General features: G+C 61.7%; 15 protein-coding genes and 1 riboswitch. Of the genes, 11 read left to right on the forward strand and 4 right to left on the reverse strand.

Going from position 1 to position 14498, the window contains the following annotated elements:
• Window positions 1-267: 267 nt before the first annotated feature.
• Window positions 268-384: riboswitch (SAM riboswitch) on the forward strand.
• 94 nt (window positions 385-478) lie between these two features.
• The 5 genes from EDF61_RS08695 to EDF61_RS08715 all read left to right on the forward strand — a co-directional run bounded on the left by EDF61_RS08695 (window position 479) and on the right by EDF61_RS08715 (window position 5810).
• Window positions 479-979 (forward strand): flavin reductase family protein, encoded by a 501-nt coding sequence (locus tag EDF61_RS08695; RefSeq protein ID WP_105656581.1) that lies wholly within the window; start codon window positions 479-481, stop codon window positions 977-979.
• A 1068-nt stretch (window positions 980-2047) separates the two neighbouring features.
• Window positions 2048-3403: a replicative DNA helicase gene (gene dnaB / locus EDF61_RS08700; RefSeq protein ID WP_105656572.1), complete on the forward strand. Its 1356-nt coding sequence runs from the start codon at window positions 2048-2050 to the stop codon at window positions 3401-3403.
• 61 nt (window positions 3404-3464) lie between these two features.
• On the forward strand, window positions 3465-4202 hold the full coding sequence (locus EDF61_RS08705; RefSeq protein ID WP_105656633.1) for a ZIP family metal transporter: 738 nt from the start codon (window positions 3465-3467) through the stop codon (window positions 4200-4202).
• A 23-nt stretch (window positions 4203-4225) separates the two neighbouring features.
• Complete coding sequence (locus EDF61_RS08710; RefSeq protein ID WP_133833832.1) at window positions 4226-5608, forward strand: MFS transporter; 1383 nt, start codon at window positions 4226-4228, stop codon at window positions 5606-5608.
• Window positions 5609-5621: 13 nt separating this feature from the next.
• Window positions 5622-5810 (forward strand): helix-hairpin-helix domain-containing protein, encoded by a 189-nt coding sequence (locus tag EDF61_RS08715; RefSeq protein ID WP_105656632.1) that lies wholly within the window; start codon window positions 5622-5624, stop codon window positions 5808-5810.
• A 10-nt stretch (window positions 5811-5820) separates the two neighbouring features.
• Here the strand turns inward: EDF61_RS08715 and EDF61_RS08720 are convergent, their stop codons facing one another.
• Both EDF61_RS08720 and EDF61_RS08725 read right to left on the reverse strand, forming a co-directional pair.
• Window positions 5821-6153, reverse strand: coding sequence for a GNAT family N-acetyltransferase (locus tag EDF61_RS08720; protein ID WP_105662222.1), 333 nt, complete (start codon window positions 6151-6153; stop codon window positions 5821-5823).
• Between the two features lie 17 nt (window positions 6154-6170).
• Entirely contained in the window at window positions 6171-7172 is a 1002-nt protein-coding gene (locus EDF61_RS08725) for a pirin family protein (protein WP_105656569.1), read from the reverse strand.
• 169 nt (window positions 7173-7341) lie between these two features.
• Here EDF61_RS08725 and EDF61_RS08730 point away from each other — a divergent pair, with 169 nt between their 5' ends.
• The 3 genes from EDF61_RS08730 to EDF61_RS08740 all read left to right on the forward strand — a co-directional run bounded on the left by EDF61_RS08730 (window position 7342) and on the right by EDF61_RS08740 (window position 8645).
• Window positions 7342-7803 (forward strand): MarR family winged helix-turn-helix transcriptional regulator, encoded by a 462-nt coding sequence (locus EDF61_RS08730; RefSeq protein ID WP_105656568.1) that lies wholly within the window; start codon window positions 7342-7344, stop codon window positions 7801-7803.
• A gap of 86 nt (window positions 7804-7889) precedes the next feature.
• Window positions 7890-8147, forward strand: a complete 258-nt coding sequence (locus EDF61_RS08735) for a hypothetical protein (protein ID WP_286134083.1) — start codon at window positions 7890-7892, stop codon at window positions 8145-8147.
• Between the two features lie 57 nt (window positions 8148-8204).
• Window positions 8205-8645: an SRPBCC family protein gene (locus EDF61_RS08740; protein ID WP_166650752.1), complete on the forward strand. Its 441-nt coding sequence runs from the start codon at window positions 8205-8207 to the stop codon at window positions 8643-8645.
• A gap of 250 nt (window positions 8646-8895) precedes the next feature.
• On the opposite strand, the gene EDF61_RS08745 is transcribed toward EDF61_RS08740, so the two are convergent.
• Window positions 8896-9660 (reverse strand): SDR family oxidoreductase, encoded by a 765-nt coding sequence (locus tag EDF61_RS08745; protein ID WP_133833833.1) that lies wholly within the window; start codon window positions 9658-9660, stop codon window positions 8896-8898.
• Window positions 9661-9858: 198 nt separating this feature from the next.
• Between EDF61_RS08745 and EDF61_RS08750 the strand changes: the two genes are divergently transcribed.
• Window positions 9859-10875 carry an AEC family transporter gene (locus EDF61_RS08750; RefSeq protein ID WP_133833834.1) on the forward strand — a complete coding sequence of 339 codons (1017 nt, stop codon included), beginning with the start codon at window positions 9859-9861 and terminating at the stop codon, window positions 10873-10875.
• A gap of 106 nt (window positions 10876-10981) precedes the next feature.
• Entirely contained in the window at window positions 10982-11317 is a 336-nt protein-coding gene (locus EDF61_RS08755) for a cupin domain-containing protein (protein WP_133833835.1), read from the forward strand.
• 67 nt (window positions 11318-11384) lie between these two features.
• Here the strand turns inward: EDF61_RS08755 and EDF61_RS08760 are convergent, their stop codons facing one another.
• Window positions 11385-13658 (reverse strand): ABC transporter permease, encoded by a 2274-nt coding sequence (locus tag EDF61_RS08760; RefSeq protein ID WP_133833836.1) that lies wholly within the window; start codon window positions 13656-13658, stop codon window positions 11385-11387.
• Between the two features lie 173 nt (window positions 13659-13831).
• Here EDF61_RS08760 and EDF61_RS08765 point away from each other — a divergent pair, with 173 nt between their 5' ends.
• Window positions 13832-14485, forward strand: a complete 654-nt coding sequence (locus EDF61_RS08765) for a TetR/AcrR family transcriptional regulator (RefSeq protein WP_166650753.1) — start codon at window positions 13832-13834, stop codon at window positions 14483-14485.
• The last annotated feature ends 13 nt before the right edge of the window (window positions 14486-14498 follow it).

Genomic DNA, 14498 nt, shown 5'->3' on the forward strand with positions numbered 1-14498 from the left:
GAAACCAAGTTTCATTACGGTGGGCGGTAGGGAATTCGCGCCAGGGCCCCGAGCCCAGGGGAGGAGTTAGTGTTCTGCCGAATCAAGAGCGGCGGAAGCCTGCTGCGATCATGGGGCCGAAGCGTTCAAGAAGCGCGGCGTATGGCGAATAAAAGACTGCCCAAGGACTTCTGGCGGGGCCTTGGATCGAATATTGCGTCGAATATTGCGATTTGCGAAGTGAAATGTTTGACGGCTGTTCGTCATGAGCCATATCGTTTTAAACAGAATCAAGAGCATCAGCTATAAGCCCTGGCTTGCTGATCGGCAACCCTCTCAACGGTAGTGGGGTGCTCCAGGTGAGGATTCGGTTCCACGCAAAATGTGCTGGAACAAGTACCGCACACGGCGCGGAACTTCAGCCCAAGCGGCTTCGAGTAACGAGAAGCCAATGCTTGCAGGCTACTGCGCGGTGGGCAAGACCCAAAGGAATCGAGCCATGTCATTGAATCTTGAACTTGACCCGTTGACCCTGCGCAAGGTTTTCGCTCAGCATCCATCAGGGGTAGCCGCCCTCTGTGCAGAACTGGATGGCGTGAAGACCGGAATTGTCGCTTCATCGTTTACCGTGGGAGTTTCCCTCGAACCTGCACTGGTGATGTTCGCCGTGCAGAAGTCCTCGAACACTTGGCCAAAGCTGCGCGAAGCTGGCCGCATTGGCGTCTCAGTGCTGAGCGAACGCAATGATGGTGTCTGCGCTCAGATTGCGTCGAAAAATGGCGACCGGTTCCGCGGAATCGATACCTATTCCTCGGACCAGGGCGCGCTCTTCGTCAACGACTCCACGTTGTGGCTGGAGACTTCGATCTACAACGAGGTCGAAGCGGGGGATCACTGGGTAGTCCTGATGGAAGTCCACGGGCACCGCACCTCCGAGCACTCGCCACAGATCTTCCATGATTCGCGGTTCCATTCGCTGCCGATTCCTGAGCTCGTATAAGCGCTTCGCATCTTCCAAAGCTCCGGCCAGATCAAATCATCGATCTGGCCGGAGCTTTTTGAATTCCGGTTAGGCGGGTTGAGCCGTTCCCCGCAGCCCTCGACACCGGCAATGCCCGTTCTCTCTCGCCACCCTGAAGACGTGGCAAGATGGCTGGCAATCTCATGGCCTGCCATCTTGGGCCAGCTGCCCCAGGCATTTGGCGATAACCTCGTCATCAAAGTATCTGTCGCGAGAAACCTTGAACTCGCCATATCCGCCACCCGCCTGGGTCGTCGAACAGAACCGCGCAGGTAGCTCATGGATCCTCGCTGCACGCTGGACCAGAGTGGCAGCGAATTGCCGGCAACCCTCGGATGGGGTTTCCGAGCCATGCAAAGGCTGCGCATCACAAATGAAACCGGCGCTTTATGGGGTCTTCACTGGCGCGCGTCGCGGACGCGAAGTGGCGAGAGTGCGCCGGCAGCCCAGTCGCTGATCCAGGTTCGCCCGCCGAGTCGTTGCACACATTAAGTTATCCACCGCCCCCGAACGCAGAAACCCTAGCCGATTGTGGACTACTGGAAGATCCGGCCTTGCTGGCGAATTTAATCCACGGTGACTTAGGGTTTTGTAAATTCACCAGTATCCACAAGGTTATCCACAAAACTGTGGACAAGACGTGGGCAAATGTGTACAAAGGGTGAAAAACCCCGGGAACTGGGCGATTAAGGGTGTTGATAACCTTGGGTCGGTTGGCGTGAGCTTCAATGAATTAAGTTTCTGTCCACAGGTGTGCGAATACAAACAACCAAGTCAACAGATATTAATGATACGTAGAGTGGGGTAATCCACAGAGTTCTCCCCAGACTGTGAACAGGGAACTCCACAGGTAGAGGAGTGTTATCCACATATTCTGTGGATAATGAGGTTTACGCCTGTTAATAACAGCCCTAGTGTTGGGTTCGGGAGAGAAATATCCACAGGCGCCTGACATCCAAATGTCCGTATCGACTGACACGATGAAGCGTTGCCATGAGGCAAGGATAATTTTTCCCAGCGGGTCAATAGGGGATGGAAGTGTCTGCAATGAGTGCTGAGCCGGTTTACGAAGGACGAGATTCCGACGCAGGGCGCAAGCCGCCACAGGATATCGAGGCCGAGATGTCGGTCCTCGGTGGCATGATGCTCTCCAAGGACGCCATTGCTGACGTCGTTGAATCCATTCGCGGCACCGACTTCTACCGTCCCTCCCACGAATCAATTTACGAGGCGATTGTCGACCTCTACGGTCGTGGCGAACCAGCCGATGCGGTCACCGTAGCCGACTTGCTGACCAAGCGCGGCGAAATCTCGCGCATTGGTGGCGCCGCCTACCTTCACAATCTCATCCAGCAGGTTCCAACTGCAGCCAACGCCGGGTACTACGCAGAAATCGTGCGCGAACGCGCCGTGCTGCGCCGATTGGTTGACGCTGGAACGCGTATTGTCCAGATGGGCTACTCGCCAGATGGTGAAGTTGACGCAATCGTCAACGAAGCCCAGGCAGAGGTCTACAAGGTGGCCGAGAACCGCAGCAGTGAAGACTATGTGCGACTTTCGGACATCATCGAAGACACCGTTGATGAAATCGAGAACGCGGCCAACGCGGGCGATGGCATTACCGGTGTGCCCACCGGATTCTATGAATTCGACGAGCTGACCCAGGGCCTGAAGGGCGGCCAGATGATCATCATCGCCGCCCGTCCTGCGGTGGGCAAGTCAACCTTCGCGCTGGACTTCGCCCGTTCTGCTGCCATCAAGCACAATATGGCCACCGTGTTCTTCTCCTTGGAAATGGGCCGCAATGAAATTGCGATGCGCCTGCTCTCGGCCGAAGCATCCATCCAGCTCCAGGATCTGCGCAAGGGCTCGGTGGAAGACGCACAGTGGACCAAGATCGCCACGACCATGGGCCGGCTGAACGAAGCCCCGTTGTTCATTGATGATTCGCCGAACATGTCCATGATGGAAATCCGTGCCAAGTGCCGTCGCCTCAAGCAGCGCAATGAGCTGCGCATGATCATCCTGGACTACCTGCAGCTGATGAGCTCGGGCAAGCGCGTGGAATCGCGCCAGCAGGAAGTTTCCGAGTTCTCGCGTAACCTCAAGCTGCTCGCCAAGGAACTCGACGTTCCGTTGATTGCGCTGTCGCAGCTGAACCGTGGTTCCGAGCAGCGTACCGACAAGAAGCCAATGGTTTCGGACCTGCGCGAATCGGGCTCGATTGAGCAGGACGCCGACATGGTGATTTTGCTGCACCGTGATGACGTCTACGACAAGGAAAACCGTCCGGGCGAAGCTGACGTGATTATCGCGAAGCACCGTGCCGGTCCGACCAAGACCATCACCGTGGCCTTCCAGGGCCACTACTCGCGCTTCAATAACATGTCCACCGAGGGTTAGTCCCAGTCAGAACTCATATGGCACCTACTAAGCCAGCGAATTGCTGGCTATAGTGGGTGCCATGTTCGCTTCGATGCAGGCTTTGCTGTGGGGCACTGTGGCCGGCTCGGCCCTGCTGCTGGGATCTGGCGCGGCCTGGTGGCTGAAGATCCCCAAGGTCTGGGTCAGCGCCATCATGGCCTTCGGTGCCGGGGTCCTGGTCAGCGCACTGGCCTTCGAGCTGGTGCTCGAAGCCTATGAAACCGGCGGCCTCGTTGCGACGCTGGGCGGCGTGATCGTGGGCGCTGCCTTGTATTTCGGCGCGAACCGGCTGCTGGCCTGGAGAACCTCAAAGCGGCAGGCGCAGCGCGCAGGAGAGCAGGAGTCATCGGGAACCGCGCTCGCGGTCGGTGCACTCATCGACGGCATTCCCGAGTCCGTGGCGCTTGGACTTTCCGTGGTCGCCACCGCGAGCATTAATCCGGCGATGCTCATCGCCATATTCATCTCCAATGTCCCCGAGGGACTGGCGAGTACCGCACAGATGAAAGCGTCCGGGCGCAAGGGGTCCTCGATCGTTTTGCTCTGGGGATCGATAGCCATTTCCTGCGGCATCGCTGCCTTCCTCGGAGCGCTGCTGCTGGAATCCATGCCCGGTGAAGTGCTGGCCTTCGCCACCGCGGTCGCTGCCGGAGGCATCTTGACGATGATCGCCGACACCATGATTCCGGAAGCCTACAAGGTGGAGCTCGACTACACAGGGTTGCTGGTGACCTCGGGCTTCCTGGCGGCCTTCAGCCTGCACGTGATCGGCGGCTAGGGGAAACCTGAGATCATGGATGCATGCCCCTGAACCGCAGCAGCCAATCAGCCGAGCGCGCCGAGTCAACGATCTATGCTCCGCAGTATCTTGCCACCACCCTTGGCATGTTCGTGCTCGTCTTCCTGGTCGCTTTCGAATCCATGGCCGTGACCACGGTAATGCCACTGGTCAGCGAGCTGCTGGAGGGCGAACGCTACTTCGCCCTGGCCTTTGCCGCGCCAATCGCCAGCGGGATGCTGGGGATGGTTGCCGCCGGAGAAGTCACCGACCGGTGGGGGCCGAAGCACCCGCTGTCCATCGCCGTGGCCGTTTTCTGCATTGGGCTGCTGATCTGCGGTTCAGCCGAGAACATGCAGGTCCTGATTGCCGGGCGCATCTTGCAGGGAATTGGCGGTGGCGCGATCACCGTCGCCATCTACGTGCTCATTGCCCGCGCGTATCCTGCGCATCTGCATTCCAAGATCTTCGCCCTGTTCGCTACCGCCTGGGTGGTCCCGGCGATGATCGGCCCCTGGCTGGCCGGCTTGATGGCCGTGCACCTCGGTTGGCGCTGGGTGTTCTCCGGCGTGGCGGTGCTGGTGGTTCTCGCGTTCTGCGGGATCGTGCCGGCGTTGAAGTCGCTGAGCTCCCAGCGCAATCCGGACCTGGGGCCGATTTCCAAGAAGCGGCTGATGCTGGCCGGCCTGGCTGGACTGGCTGTCATCTGCATGAACTTGCTCGGCAATGCGCAGGGCAGCTGGTCCCTTCTGGGACTGGTCTTGGCATTGGCGGTAGCCCTTGCAGCAATTCGCCCGTTGCTGCCCAAGGGCACGTTCAGCTTGGCCAAGGGGCTGCCGTCCACCATCATGACCCGCATCTTCGTGGCCGGGGCCTTCTTCGGCGTGGAAGTCTATCTGCCGTACCTGCTGCGCGAGGATTACCAGCTGGGTCCCGACCGGGCGGGCCTGATCCTGACGGCCTCGGCATTGTGCTGGTCGGTGGGTTCATGGCTGCAAGGAAAGCTGGGGGATAAGGTGGAATCCTCCACCTGCATCACCGTGGGTGCGATCGCCGGCAGCGTAGCGATTTCAACCGCATTGGCCACCGCGATCTTCCATCCGCCGGTCCTCGTGCTGGTCTGCGGATGGGCCGTGGGCGGCTTCGGCATGGGGATGATCTTCCCGCGGCAAAACGTGAACATGCTGGCCCTGTCTGCCAAGGATGAACAGGGATTCAACTCATCGGCAATGACCGTGGCCGACTCCCTGGGCAACGCCGGAACCACCGCCATCGGTGGCGTCATCTTCGCGATGGCCGCCACCGGGATGGAGTTCATCTCGGTCTTCAGCTTCAGCCTCTTGCTGATTCTGGTCCTGATCGCGATCTCGCCGCGCACCAAACCTGTTGCGCAGCCAGCAGCCTGACTACGCTGGGATCATGGACACAGAGCTTCCCAAGACGAGCAACCCCGCCGCCAGGGCTTTCGAGCAGGCCGGCATCACCAGTCTCGAGCAGGCGGGGCAAGCCGGCACCGCGGCGCTGCTCGCGCTGCACGGCGTCGGCCCGAAAGCCATCCGCATCCTCCGCGACGAGCTGGCCGCACGCGGCCTCAAGATGAACCCCTGAGATCTCCGGTTTAGCCGCGCGGCAGGATGCCCAGGTGGTCCTTGTCCGGTTCCACGATATGCTGCGCATACTCGGTGTGCTTGGCAACGTAGGCCTTCACGTACGGGCAGACCGGAACGATCCTGGCACCGCTGGCGATGGTGTTCTCCAGCGCGAATTTCACCATGACGCTGGCTAGGCCCTGTCCGCCGTATTCCTCATCCACGGTGGTGTGGAAGAAGATCCGCTCGACGCCTTGGGCCCCATCAAAATCGCGGTAGTGCGCCGCTCCGATGATCTTGCCGTCATCGTCGAGGGCGAAGCGCTGGCGCTCGGGCAGGAATACTGGTTTGATGTCGCTCATTGGGAGTTCCTTATTGGTTAGGCGGGGTTCACGCGCGGGCGCAGGCGAACGGTGGGAAGTGCTGGAGCCGGCAAGGCTGCCGGAGTATTAGGCGGGAAAGGCCCGAAGCGATCCTCGGAGGCATCCCCGGGCTCGGCCCCGATCTCGGCCTGCCATTGCGCGCGGAACGCGAGGACTTCCTCATGGGTGCGGCCTACGAAGTTCCACCACATCAGGATGTCTTCCTTCAGCGGCTCTCCGCCGATGAGCAGCGCCAGAACCGGCTGGTCCCCGGACTTCAGGCGCAGGGTCGTGCATCCCGCACGCACGAACCCGAGATCGCGTGGAGCGAGTTCATGGCCGTTGACTTCAAGATTGCCGGAGTCCAGGAGGATCCCGTGCTCATGGTGCCCGGGGACAACCACTTCGATCTCGGTGTTCGGTTCAAGGCGCAGTTCGGCGCCACCGAGCTCGGTGTGCGTCTTCACCGGGGAGGTGGACGACTTGCCCGACACCCCGTAGGTGCCAAGGAAGACCGACAGCGACCAGCCGGGAGCGGTGAGCGCTTCCGGGCGGTAGTTCTCAAAAGTATGTTCCATATCCCGTGCATGATCCGGCAGCGCGGTCCATAGCTGGGCGCCGTGAAGGATGGTGGTGTCTTCGGTGAGGATCTCCGAATGGCTGATTCCGTGCCCGGCGGTCATCAGATTGACCTCGCCGGGTCGCACGGTCGCCTTGAACCCGGCCGAATCCATATGGTTGATCTCTCCGGTGAAGAGCCAAGAGACAGTCTGCAGTCCGGTGTGCGGGTGACGGGGCACGTTCATCCCGCCGGTGACTGCGACATCGTCAGGACCGTAATGGTCCAGGAAGCACCAAGCGCCGATCAGGCTGCGCTGCTTTTGCGGCAGTGTCCGGAAGACCGTCATTGCCCGCGGACCGCCCAAGGGCACTTCGCGTGGTTCCAGGATTTCAACCTCTGCCTGGGAACGCACTGCACTGCAGCCGATCTCCTCAGGCCGGTGCTCAAGATTGCTCATATGCCAAGGCTATTCACTGTGGCCCGCTTTGACTACTTGCGCCACCGATTCGAACGCAACTGGAATTGGCGCTGCGACCCGGGGCAGCTTTCGGCCCGGGCACGGTATTCTCGACCGCGGTACGATCAATGCAGTGGTATTAGGCATCTTTCAAGGAGCTTGCGACAACGTGGACAGTGCTATTCTTCGCGACGAAGATCTTCTCAAGCTGGAAAAGCAGGTGTGCTTCGGCCTGGCCGTAGCCTCGCGCTCGGTGATCTCGGCATACAAGCCCGTGCTGGATCCGCTGGGGCTGACGCATCCCCAGTACCTGGTGATGCTGGCCCTTTGGGACTTGGGGCCGATCAGCGCCCGTGCCCTCAGCGGGCATCTGCACCTGGATCCGGGAACGCTTTCCCCGTTGGTCAAGCGCCTCGAAACTGCCGGTTTGGTGGCAAAGACGAAGAACCCGGACGATGAGCGGGCCGTCATCATTCAGCCCACCGAGAAGGGTGCCGCGCTGCGTGCTGAAGCGGTGGAGGTGCCGCGCGAAATGATGGCCCGGCTTGCCCTGACCGACAAGGATGTGCTGGAGCTGCGCGGCATCCTGGACCGCATTATTGCTGCAGGTTCGAACGCTCCGAAAAGCTAGAACCCCATTTAGTTGGTGCACCAACTAATGACGTATGATTGAAGTGCCAGTACTCGCAAACCCAATGACCGAAGAGGACGACGATCATGGATGAATCACCCCTGCCGATCATTTCCGATACCACCGGACTAAGCGTCGGCTACCGCATATTCTGGCGTCTGAAGTACTTGGGATTGTCCATCTTCGGTCCGGCCGAGCGCCGTGTCCTCGCCAGCCCTCGCGAACGCATCAAATGGGACCGCGCAATGAAGGTCATGCGCGCCCATGAAGCTGCCGGAACCTCGCCGGATGAGCAAACGCTGTACACCGCGAGCCGCATGGAGCCTCGCCGTCCGCAGGGGTAGTTGCCCCTGCGGGTGAACCTGATGGCGGGCCGCGATAATATTGACCTTATGGAATCGATGACTGAACTCGTAGTCGCCCGGCAATTTTCCGCACCGAAGAACGCCGTTTGGGCTGCCTTCGTCGAGCCGGAAATCATCGCCCAGTGGTGGGGTCCCGATGGCTGGCTTGTCGAGGAAGATTCCGTCGTATTCGAAGCCAAGGTCGGCGGCCGGCATGAGCTGAATATGGTGCAGGCTGATAACCCGGATGCCAAGGTGCCGCTCAAGGCGGTCCTGACGTCTTTCGACGAGTACGAATGCCTGGTCAGTGCCGACGGCCCGCACGAAATGACCTTGGACCTCGTGATCGAAACCCGTATCGAATTCAAGGAATTCGCCGGGCAGACGATGCTGACGCTGACCCAAACCCCATTGCCTTATGAGGTTATCGAATCCAGCACCAAGGCATGGAATTCCGCTTTTGCGAAGCTCGAAGCGCTGCTGGCGGAATTCTTCTAGGCCTTTAGTACGGCAGGGGAAGAACCAGCACAGCAGCTGCGAACGCCTGCCAGTTTCGCGCTCTTGCCGGCGGAGTCAAAGCGCAGCACGTGGCTGAAAGGCGTTTCGCTGCGGCCACTGGCGCAGTTCTGGCAGGTTCATGCCGTGTAGCGCAACCAGAATCCCATGATGATCTGATGGCGCGGAGCATTGCCGCACGCAACCGGAGCATCGACTTGCACGCCAATTCCTTCCTCCGGTTGCCTGCGCCCTAGCCTCGCCCGATGTAGGGCATTCCGCCAGCAGTGATGGTGAATTGGTTGATGGAGGTACCGAGCGGAACCCCGGCGATGTACGCAACGGCCTCAGCGGCTTGGGCCAGCGGGAATGTCGGCTCGACGAGCCGCTGGCCGCCCGGTTGCAAGGCACCCTGGGTGGCACCGAAATCATCGAGCAGGTCACTGGCGGTGTTGCCGATATCGAGCTGCGTGGCCCTGATCCGGTGCTCCCGTCCATCAAGTTCAAGGCATTTGGTCAAGCCGGCGATGCCGTGCTTGGTGACGGTATAGGCAACGGAGTTCACCCGCGGAACCTGCGCTGAAATCGATCCATTGTTGATGATGCGTCCGCCGTCGTTGGCCTTGAAATGGGCAAAGGCCGTGCGGGCCGCGTTGATGGCCCCGGTGAGGTTGATCCGGCAAACCTCATCCCACTGGGCCGGACTCAGCTCATCGATGGCTGCCGAGGGACCGAAAATCCCGGCATTATTGAACAGCGCATTGACCGTGCCGAAACGTTGCGCCGCTTCGGCAAACAGGTGTTCCACAGCCTGCGGATCACTAACATCCGTGGGAACCACCAAGGCGGAACCGTGGCCTTGCGCCGTCTCATGCAGGTTAGCCGCGGTGCGCCCGGCGAGCACCACATTCCATCCCTGCGCCAGCAGCAGGCGTGCGGTGGCGCGGCCAATGCCTGATCCTGCGCCGGTGATGGCAATCGTGCGCGGGGCCTGCGGGACTCCAGATGCGTGGGACATCAATTCTCCTTGCGGAAAGCTCAACAGTGATCGGACGAGGCGCGTGGTCTCATCCTAGGAATTTGCGCCGCCAAACCCCAGTTTTCGCCTGCATGTTGCGAAGCGCCCCCGGCGCATTTCCCGGATCAGCCTGGCAAGCAACTAACCTTGAAGTGCTCGGTCCCCGCGACCCCGGCCGAACATTCCCTAAGGAGGCTTGTGTTCCTCGACGTGCTCTATGGCGTGCTGCCGCTGTTCTTCGTCATGCTCATCGGCTACGGCGCCAGCCATGCACCCAAATTCCCGGCCAGCGTGGAACCGGCACTGAATGTGTTCGTCTTCTATGTCGCCTTGCCGGCGCTGCTCTACAAGGTGGTAGCCCGGGCGGATATCAGCGAAGGCGTGCCACTCGCATTCCTGTGGATCAGTATCGTCTCCGCGCTGCTTTTCGCCCTGCTCAGCTGGCTGGCTTTCCGCTATCTGCTGCGCGCAAACCGGGCGCGGGCGCTCGCCGGCATGCTGACCACCAGCTTCGGCAACGTGTCGTACTTGGGAATCCCGATTATCCTCGGCGTCATGGGCACAGAAGCCGGGTTCGCCGCGGGCATGGGGCAACTGGTCCACAACATCATCTTCATGGTCGGATTCCCCATCCTTGCCCAAATTCTCTTGCCCAACGGCAAAGGAGGCCAGCATCCGGCAAGCACAGCGCGCATCGCCCGGACCATCCGCAATGCCCTGGTTTACAGCCCGGTCACCTGGGCCATGGTCCTTGGCGGCACGGTAGCAATCCTCGGTGTGCCCGTGCCGCGGCCGGTGGACGACACCGTTGACCTGATATCCGCCGCGGCCGCCCCGGGTGCGCTCTTCGTCATCGGCATGTCGCTGAAGCGGACCATTGACCGTTCGCGTGCCAGGAAGCATGCACCGGTTGCTCCGGATGGCTCTGCGGCTGGCGGCAGCTGGGCGAGAACCTCCATCGCGGCCATGGTGCTGGGCAAACTCGTGGCGATGCCATTGCTGACGGTGGCCATGCTGCTTGTTTTCGCCCCGGATCTGGATCGCATCTGGTTCAATGCCGCGGTGCTCATGGCGGCCATGCCGGTCAGCGCAACCGCCTACATCATGGCCCAGAACGACACCGGGGATGGCGAGCCGACTGCGGTGGCCATCGTGATCACCTGCGTCCTGTCGGTCATTGCCTTGCCGGTGCTGGCTCAATTGGTACTGAAGTAGTCCCCGCGCTTTCCTTGACCTTTGCCCCGGTGCGGGGACAGTCTTGTAGCAGCACAGGCTAATCAGCCCGGAGTATCCAGCCCGAGAGATGAGATGCAGGGATTTGATGAAGAAGTTTTCGCTGGCCGCCATCGCCCGAACCCAGCTGAGGGAAGCCGCGGATGCAACCAATGGCCGAGCTGCCAGCACGGTTTTCGGCGGACATGAGCACACCCTGCGCCAAACCGTCATTGGGCTCACGGCCGGCACCGAGCTGCAAGAACATGTGAATCCCGGCGAAGCGACACTGCTGGTCCTCCAGGGCAGGGTCACCGTTTCATCCATGGGCAACCAGTGGGAGGGGCGCAGCCAGGATCTCATTGTGCTTCCCGAGGGGAGGCTGAAAATCAGCGCCACGCAGGATTCCAGCGTGCTGCTCACCGTAGCCAAGATCGATCGCTAGGGGACACCAAAATGCGGGCCATTTCACATCCATGAACCGGCCCGCATCTGCAGGGGAGAAGGACTGATTAGACGCTGACCGCGTCCTTCTCCCGGTTTCCAGTGCCGCTTTCGCCGGCCGCGGCTTCGGCGTCTGCCAAGTCCCCGGCTTCAGCGTCGATGGCGTCGGCGGATGCCGCGGCTTCGCTCGCCTTGGCTTCAAGCGCCCGGCCTTGCAGCGCGGCGAGCTCCTCGGCGGAAACCGGGTGGCTGGAGGTCTGCACCGGCTTGAGCTGGTCGATGACCATGGTCACGGCCAGGCAGGCCAAGGCCCAAATAGCCAGGACCACCAGGTGGGAGCCGAGCCCGACCCCGTCGAAGTAGACGATCGCGCGGATGGCTTCAACGGCAGCCGGCATCGGCAGGATGTCGTGCAGGATGGTGAAGATGCGCGGTTCCATGTAGATGGACAGCCCGCCATTGGAGGCGGGGACGCCCAGGAACATCACGATCAGCATGGTCGGGACCAGGCAGACCATGCCCAGCAGGCGGTTGAATACCGTGGTGAGCATGGCCACCGCGAAAATCGCGAGCATGCCGACGCTGAACAGCTGCCCGAAGTGGCCCACCACTGCCCCGGTGAACGGGCCGGCGATCAGGCAGAGCACGGCGGACATGAAGGCCGAGTACACGGCCACCAGCGGGACCAGTTTCTGCAGCGGGGCCATGTGCGGTGCCGCGGTGGCGCCGACCATGATGACCATGAAGCCTGCCATCACCCAGCCCATGCCCAGGTACATGGCCACGGTGCCCATATTGTCGTGCTCCGGAAGCGGGGCCAGCTCCTGGTGGTCCACGTCCATCTGCTGCGCTTGGCCGATCTGCGTGAACACCTGGACCACCAGCTGCGATGCGGCGTTGCCGGAAGCCTGGGCGGTATAGACGGCAGCTTCCGGGCTCTGCTCCGAAGGCAGCACGAAGGCCCCTGACAGCTCCTGGGACTCGACCAGGTACCGGGCGTCAGCGGCATTGTCCATGGCGGTTAACTCGAACATGCCCTCCATGGATTCGTTCAGCGAATCCACGGTCTGCTGGGCCTGCTCCACGGAGGAGCCCACGACGGCTACCGGCATGTCGCGTGGCACCGGGGTCTGCATGGCGCCGAGCATGGAGCTGAGCATGATGGCGATCATGCCGAAGGGCAGTGCGGCCAAGGTGATGTAGCGCCACGCCTTGTTCTTGGGGCGCGGGCCGCCATGCAGGGAAGCGACATTGATCTGGGTGGGGATATCGCTCTTGCCCTTGGCGATGCGCAGGGCATCGAGCAGGGCGACCAGCAGCAGCGCCGCGACGGCACCGCCGGCGAGAATCAGGATATGCCGGGCCGCTCCGTCGCCGTTGAAGTACAGCACCGAGCGCATGGCTTCGCCCAGGGTCGGCATCGGCAGGAACTGGTGCAGGAACGGGAAGATCTTCGGCAGGGTGTAGACCGACATGCCCATATTGGAGGCCGGCTGGCCCAGCACCATGAACAGGAACATTCCGGGGATGACGGCCATGGCGCCGAATATGCGGGTCAGCAGCAGCTGCCCGGCGCCCACGGCGAAGACGCCCAAGGCCAGGGTCGACCACGCGGGCAGGATGCTCGCGGCAGGAATGACGCCCAGGATCGGGCCGCCGACGAGGATGCCCAGCCCGGAGAGCAGGATCGACCATCCGCCCAGCAGCGGCAGCGCGCGGCGGCGCTTGAGCAGTTCCGGGGAGTTCGAGAAGGCCATCGACCAGGGCATGTAGCCGGCAGTGATCATCGCGGTGGCCAGCAGCATGGCGCCCATGCCCATGGAGTCGTTCTCCGGAAGCGGCACCAGATCCTGGGAAGCCAGTTCCAGCGACTGCTCCATGATGACCGGCGTGAGCACGGCCGTGATGGCCGAGGTGGCTGACATGCCGGCGCCGCTGGCGGTGTACAGCGTGGCCGTATCGCCATCGAGGTCCACCGCAGCGGTGACTTCGCGGTCGTAGACCAGCTCGCGGGCTTCGCGGGCCGAGTCCACGATGCGCAGGTCCACGGCCTCAGCATTGCTGTCCTCCAGCGCCCGGGCAAAGTCACCGGCCGCTGCGCTGCTGGTGGCCGAAATGGCCACCGGCATGTTCGCGGCTGACTGGTGGTGCATGGCTCCCAGGTAGCCCCAGATCATCATGCCCACGATCATCAATGGCATGATGAAGACTGCGACAGTCCTGCCGATCTTTTCGGCCTTGGCGCGTTTGGCGGCCGCTTCCTGCTCGGAAAGAGGCTGCTTCTCGTGCTTGGCCCTGCGGGAGGGCGGCGGGTTTTCAGTGACTGCGGCGTCGTTGCTCAACTGCGCATGTTCCTTGGATTCTCGGTCTGCAGCGGGGTGCGAGGCAACCCGCCAAGGTCTTTAGTTGAATACTAACAACTAATTTACGCCATATGGCGTAAAATTGTCTGCAACTGTGCCGAGGTTCACTTCCTGGGTGCCGGGACGAGATGATGCGAGGAAAGGCGGGAACGGTGAGCCGACACGGCGATAAGGCGCGGGAGGTCTTGCTCGATGCGGCAGAAGAGCTCTTCGCGAGCCACGGCATAGACGCCGTATCGAATAGGAAAATTACCGAGCATGCCGGTACTGCCAACCATTCGGCGATCAAATACCATTTCGGGAGCCGCGAGGACCTGTTGCAGGCCATGCTCCAGCGGGCACTGGGCGACATGCGCAGCTGCCGCAACCGCCTGCCATCCCTTGCTGGCGGACCGGAGGCGAGCCTGCGCGAGGTGGTCACCGTGCGGACCCTTCCCTGGATCTATTCCTTTGACGCGCTGCCGCGGCCCTCCTGGCGGGCGCAATTCCTCTACCAGGCACGGCTGCATCCAGGACTGCCGGCGATTGTGGGCGACAGCCTGCGCGACGAGGTGCTGAGCGTGGCGGGCCCAGGACGTGCTCGCAAGGAATTCGAGGGCATTCCGGAGGTCGTGGTCAGGTCGCGTGCGCTGATTCTCGGTCCGATGTTCCTGGGGCTGTGCGCGCAGTACGAGCGCACGGTCAATGAAGGCAAGCAGCGGGGCAACTGGGAGTCGCTGGGCTACTTCCTGGTCGATTCCATGGTCGGCATGCTGGCGGCGCCAAGCACCGCTGCGGCCGACTTCATGGGATTCGGCGAGGACTAGCCGGGCTGGCGCG

Source organism: Arthrobacter sp. JUb115 (assembly GCF_004365035.1).
GTDB lineage: Bacteria > Actinomycetota > Actinomycetes > Actinomycetales > Micrococcaceae > Glutamicibacter.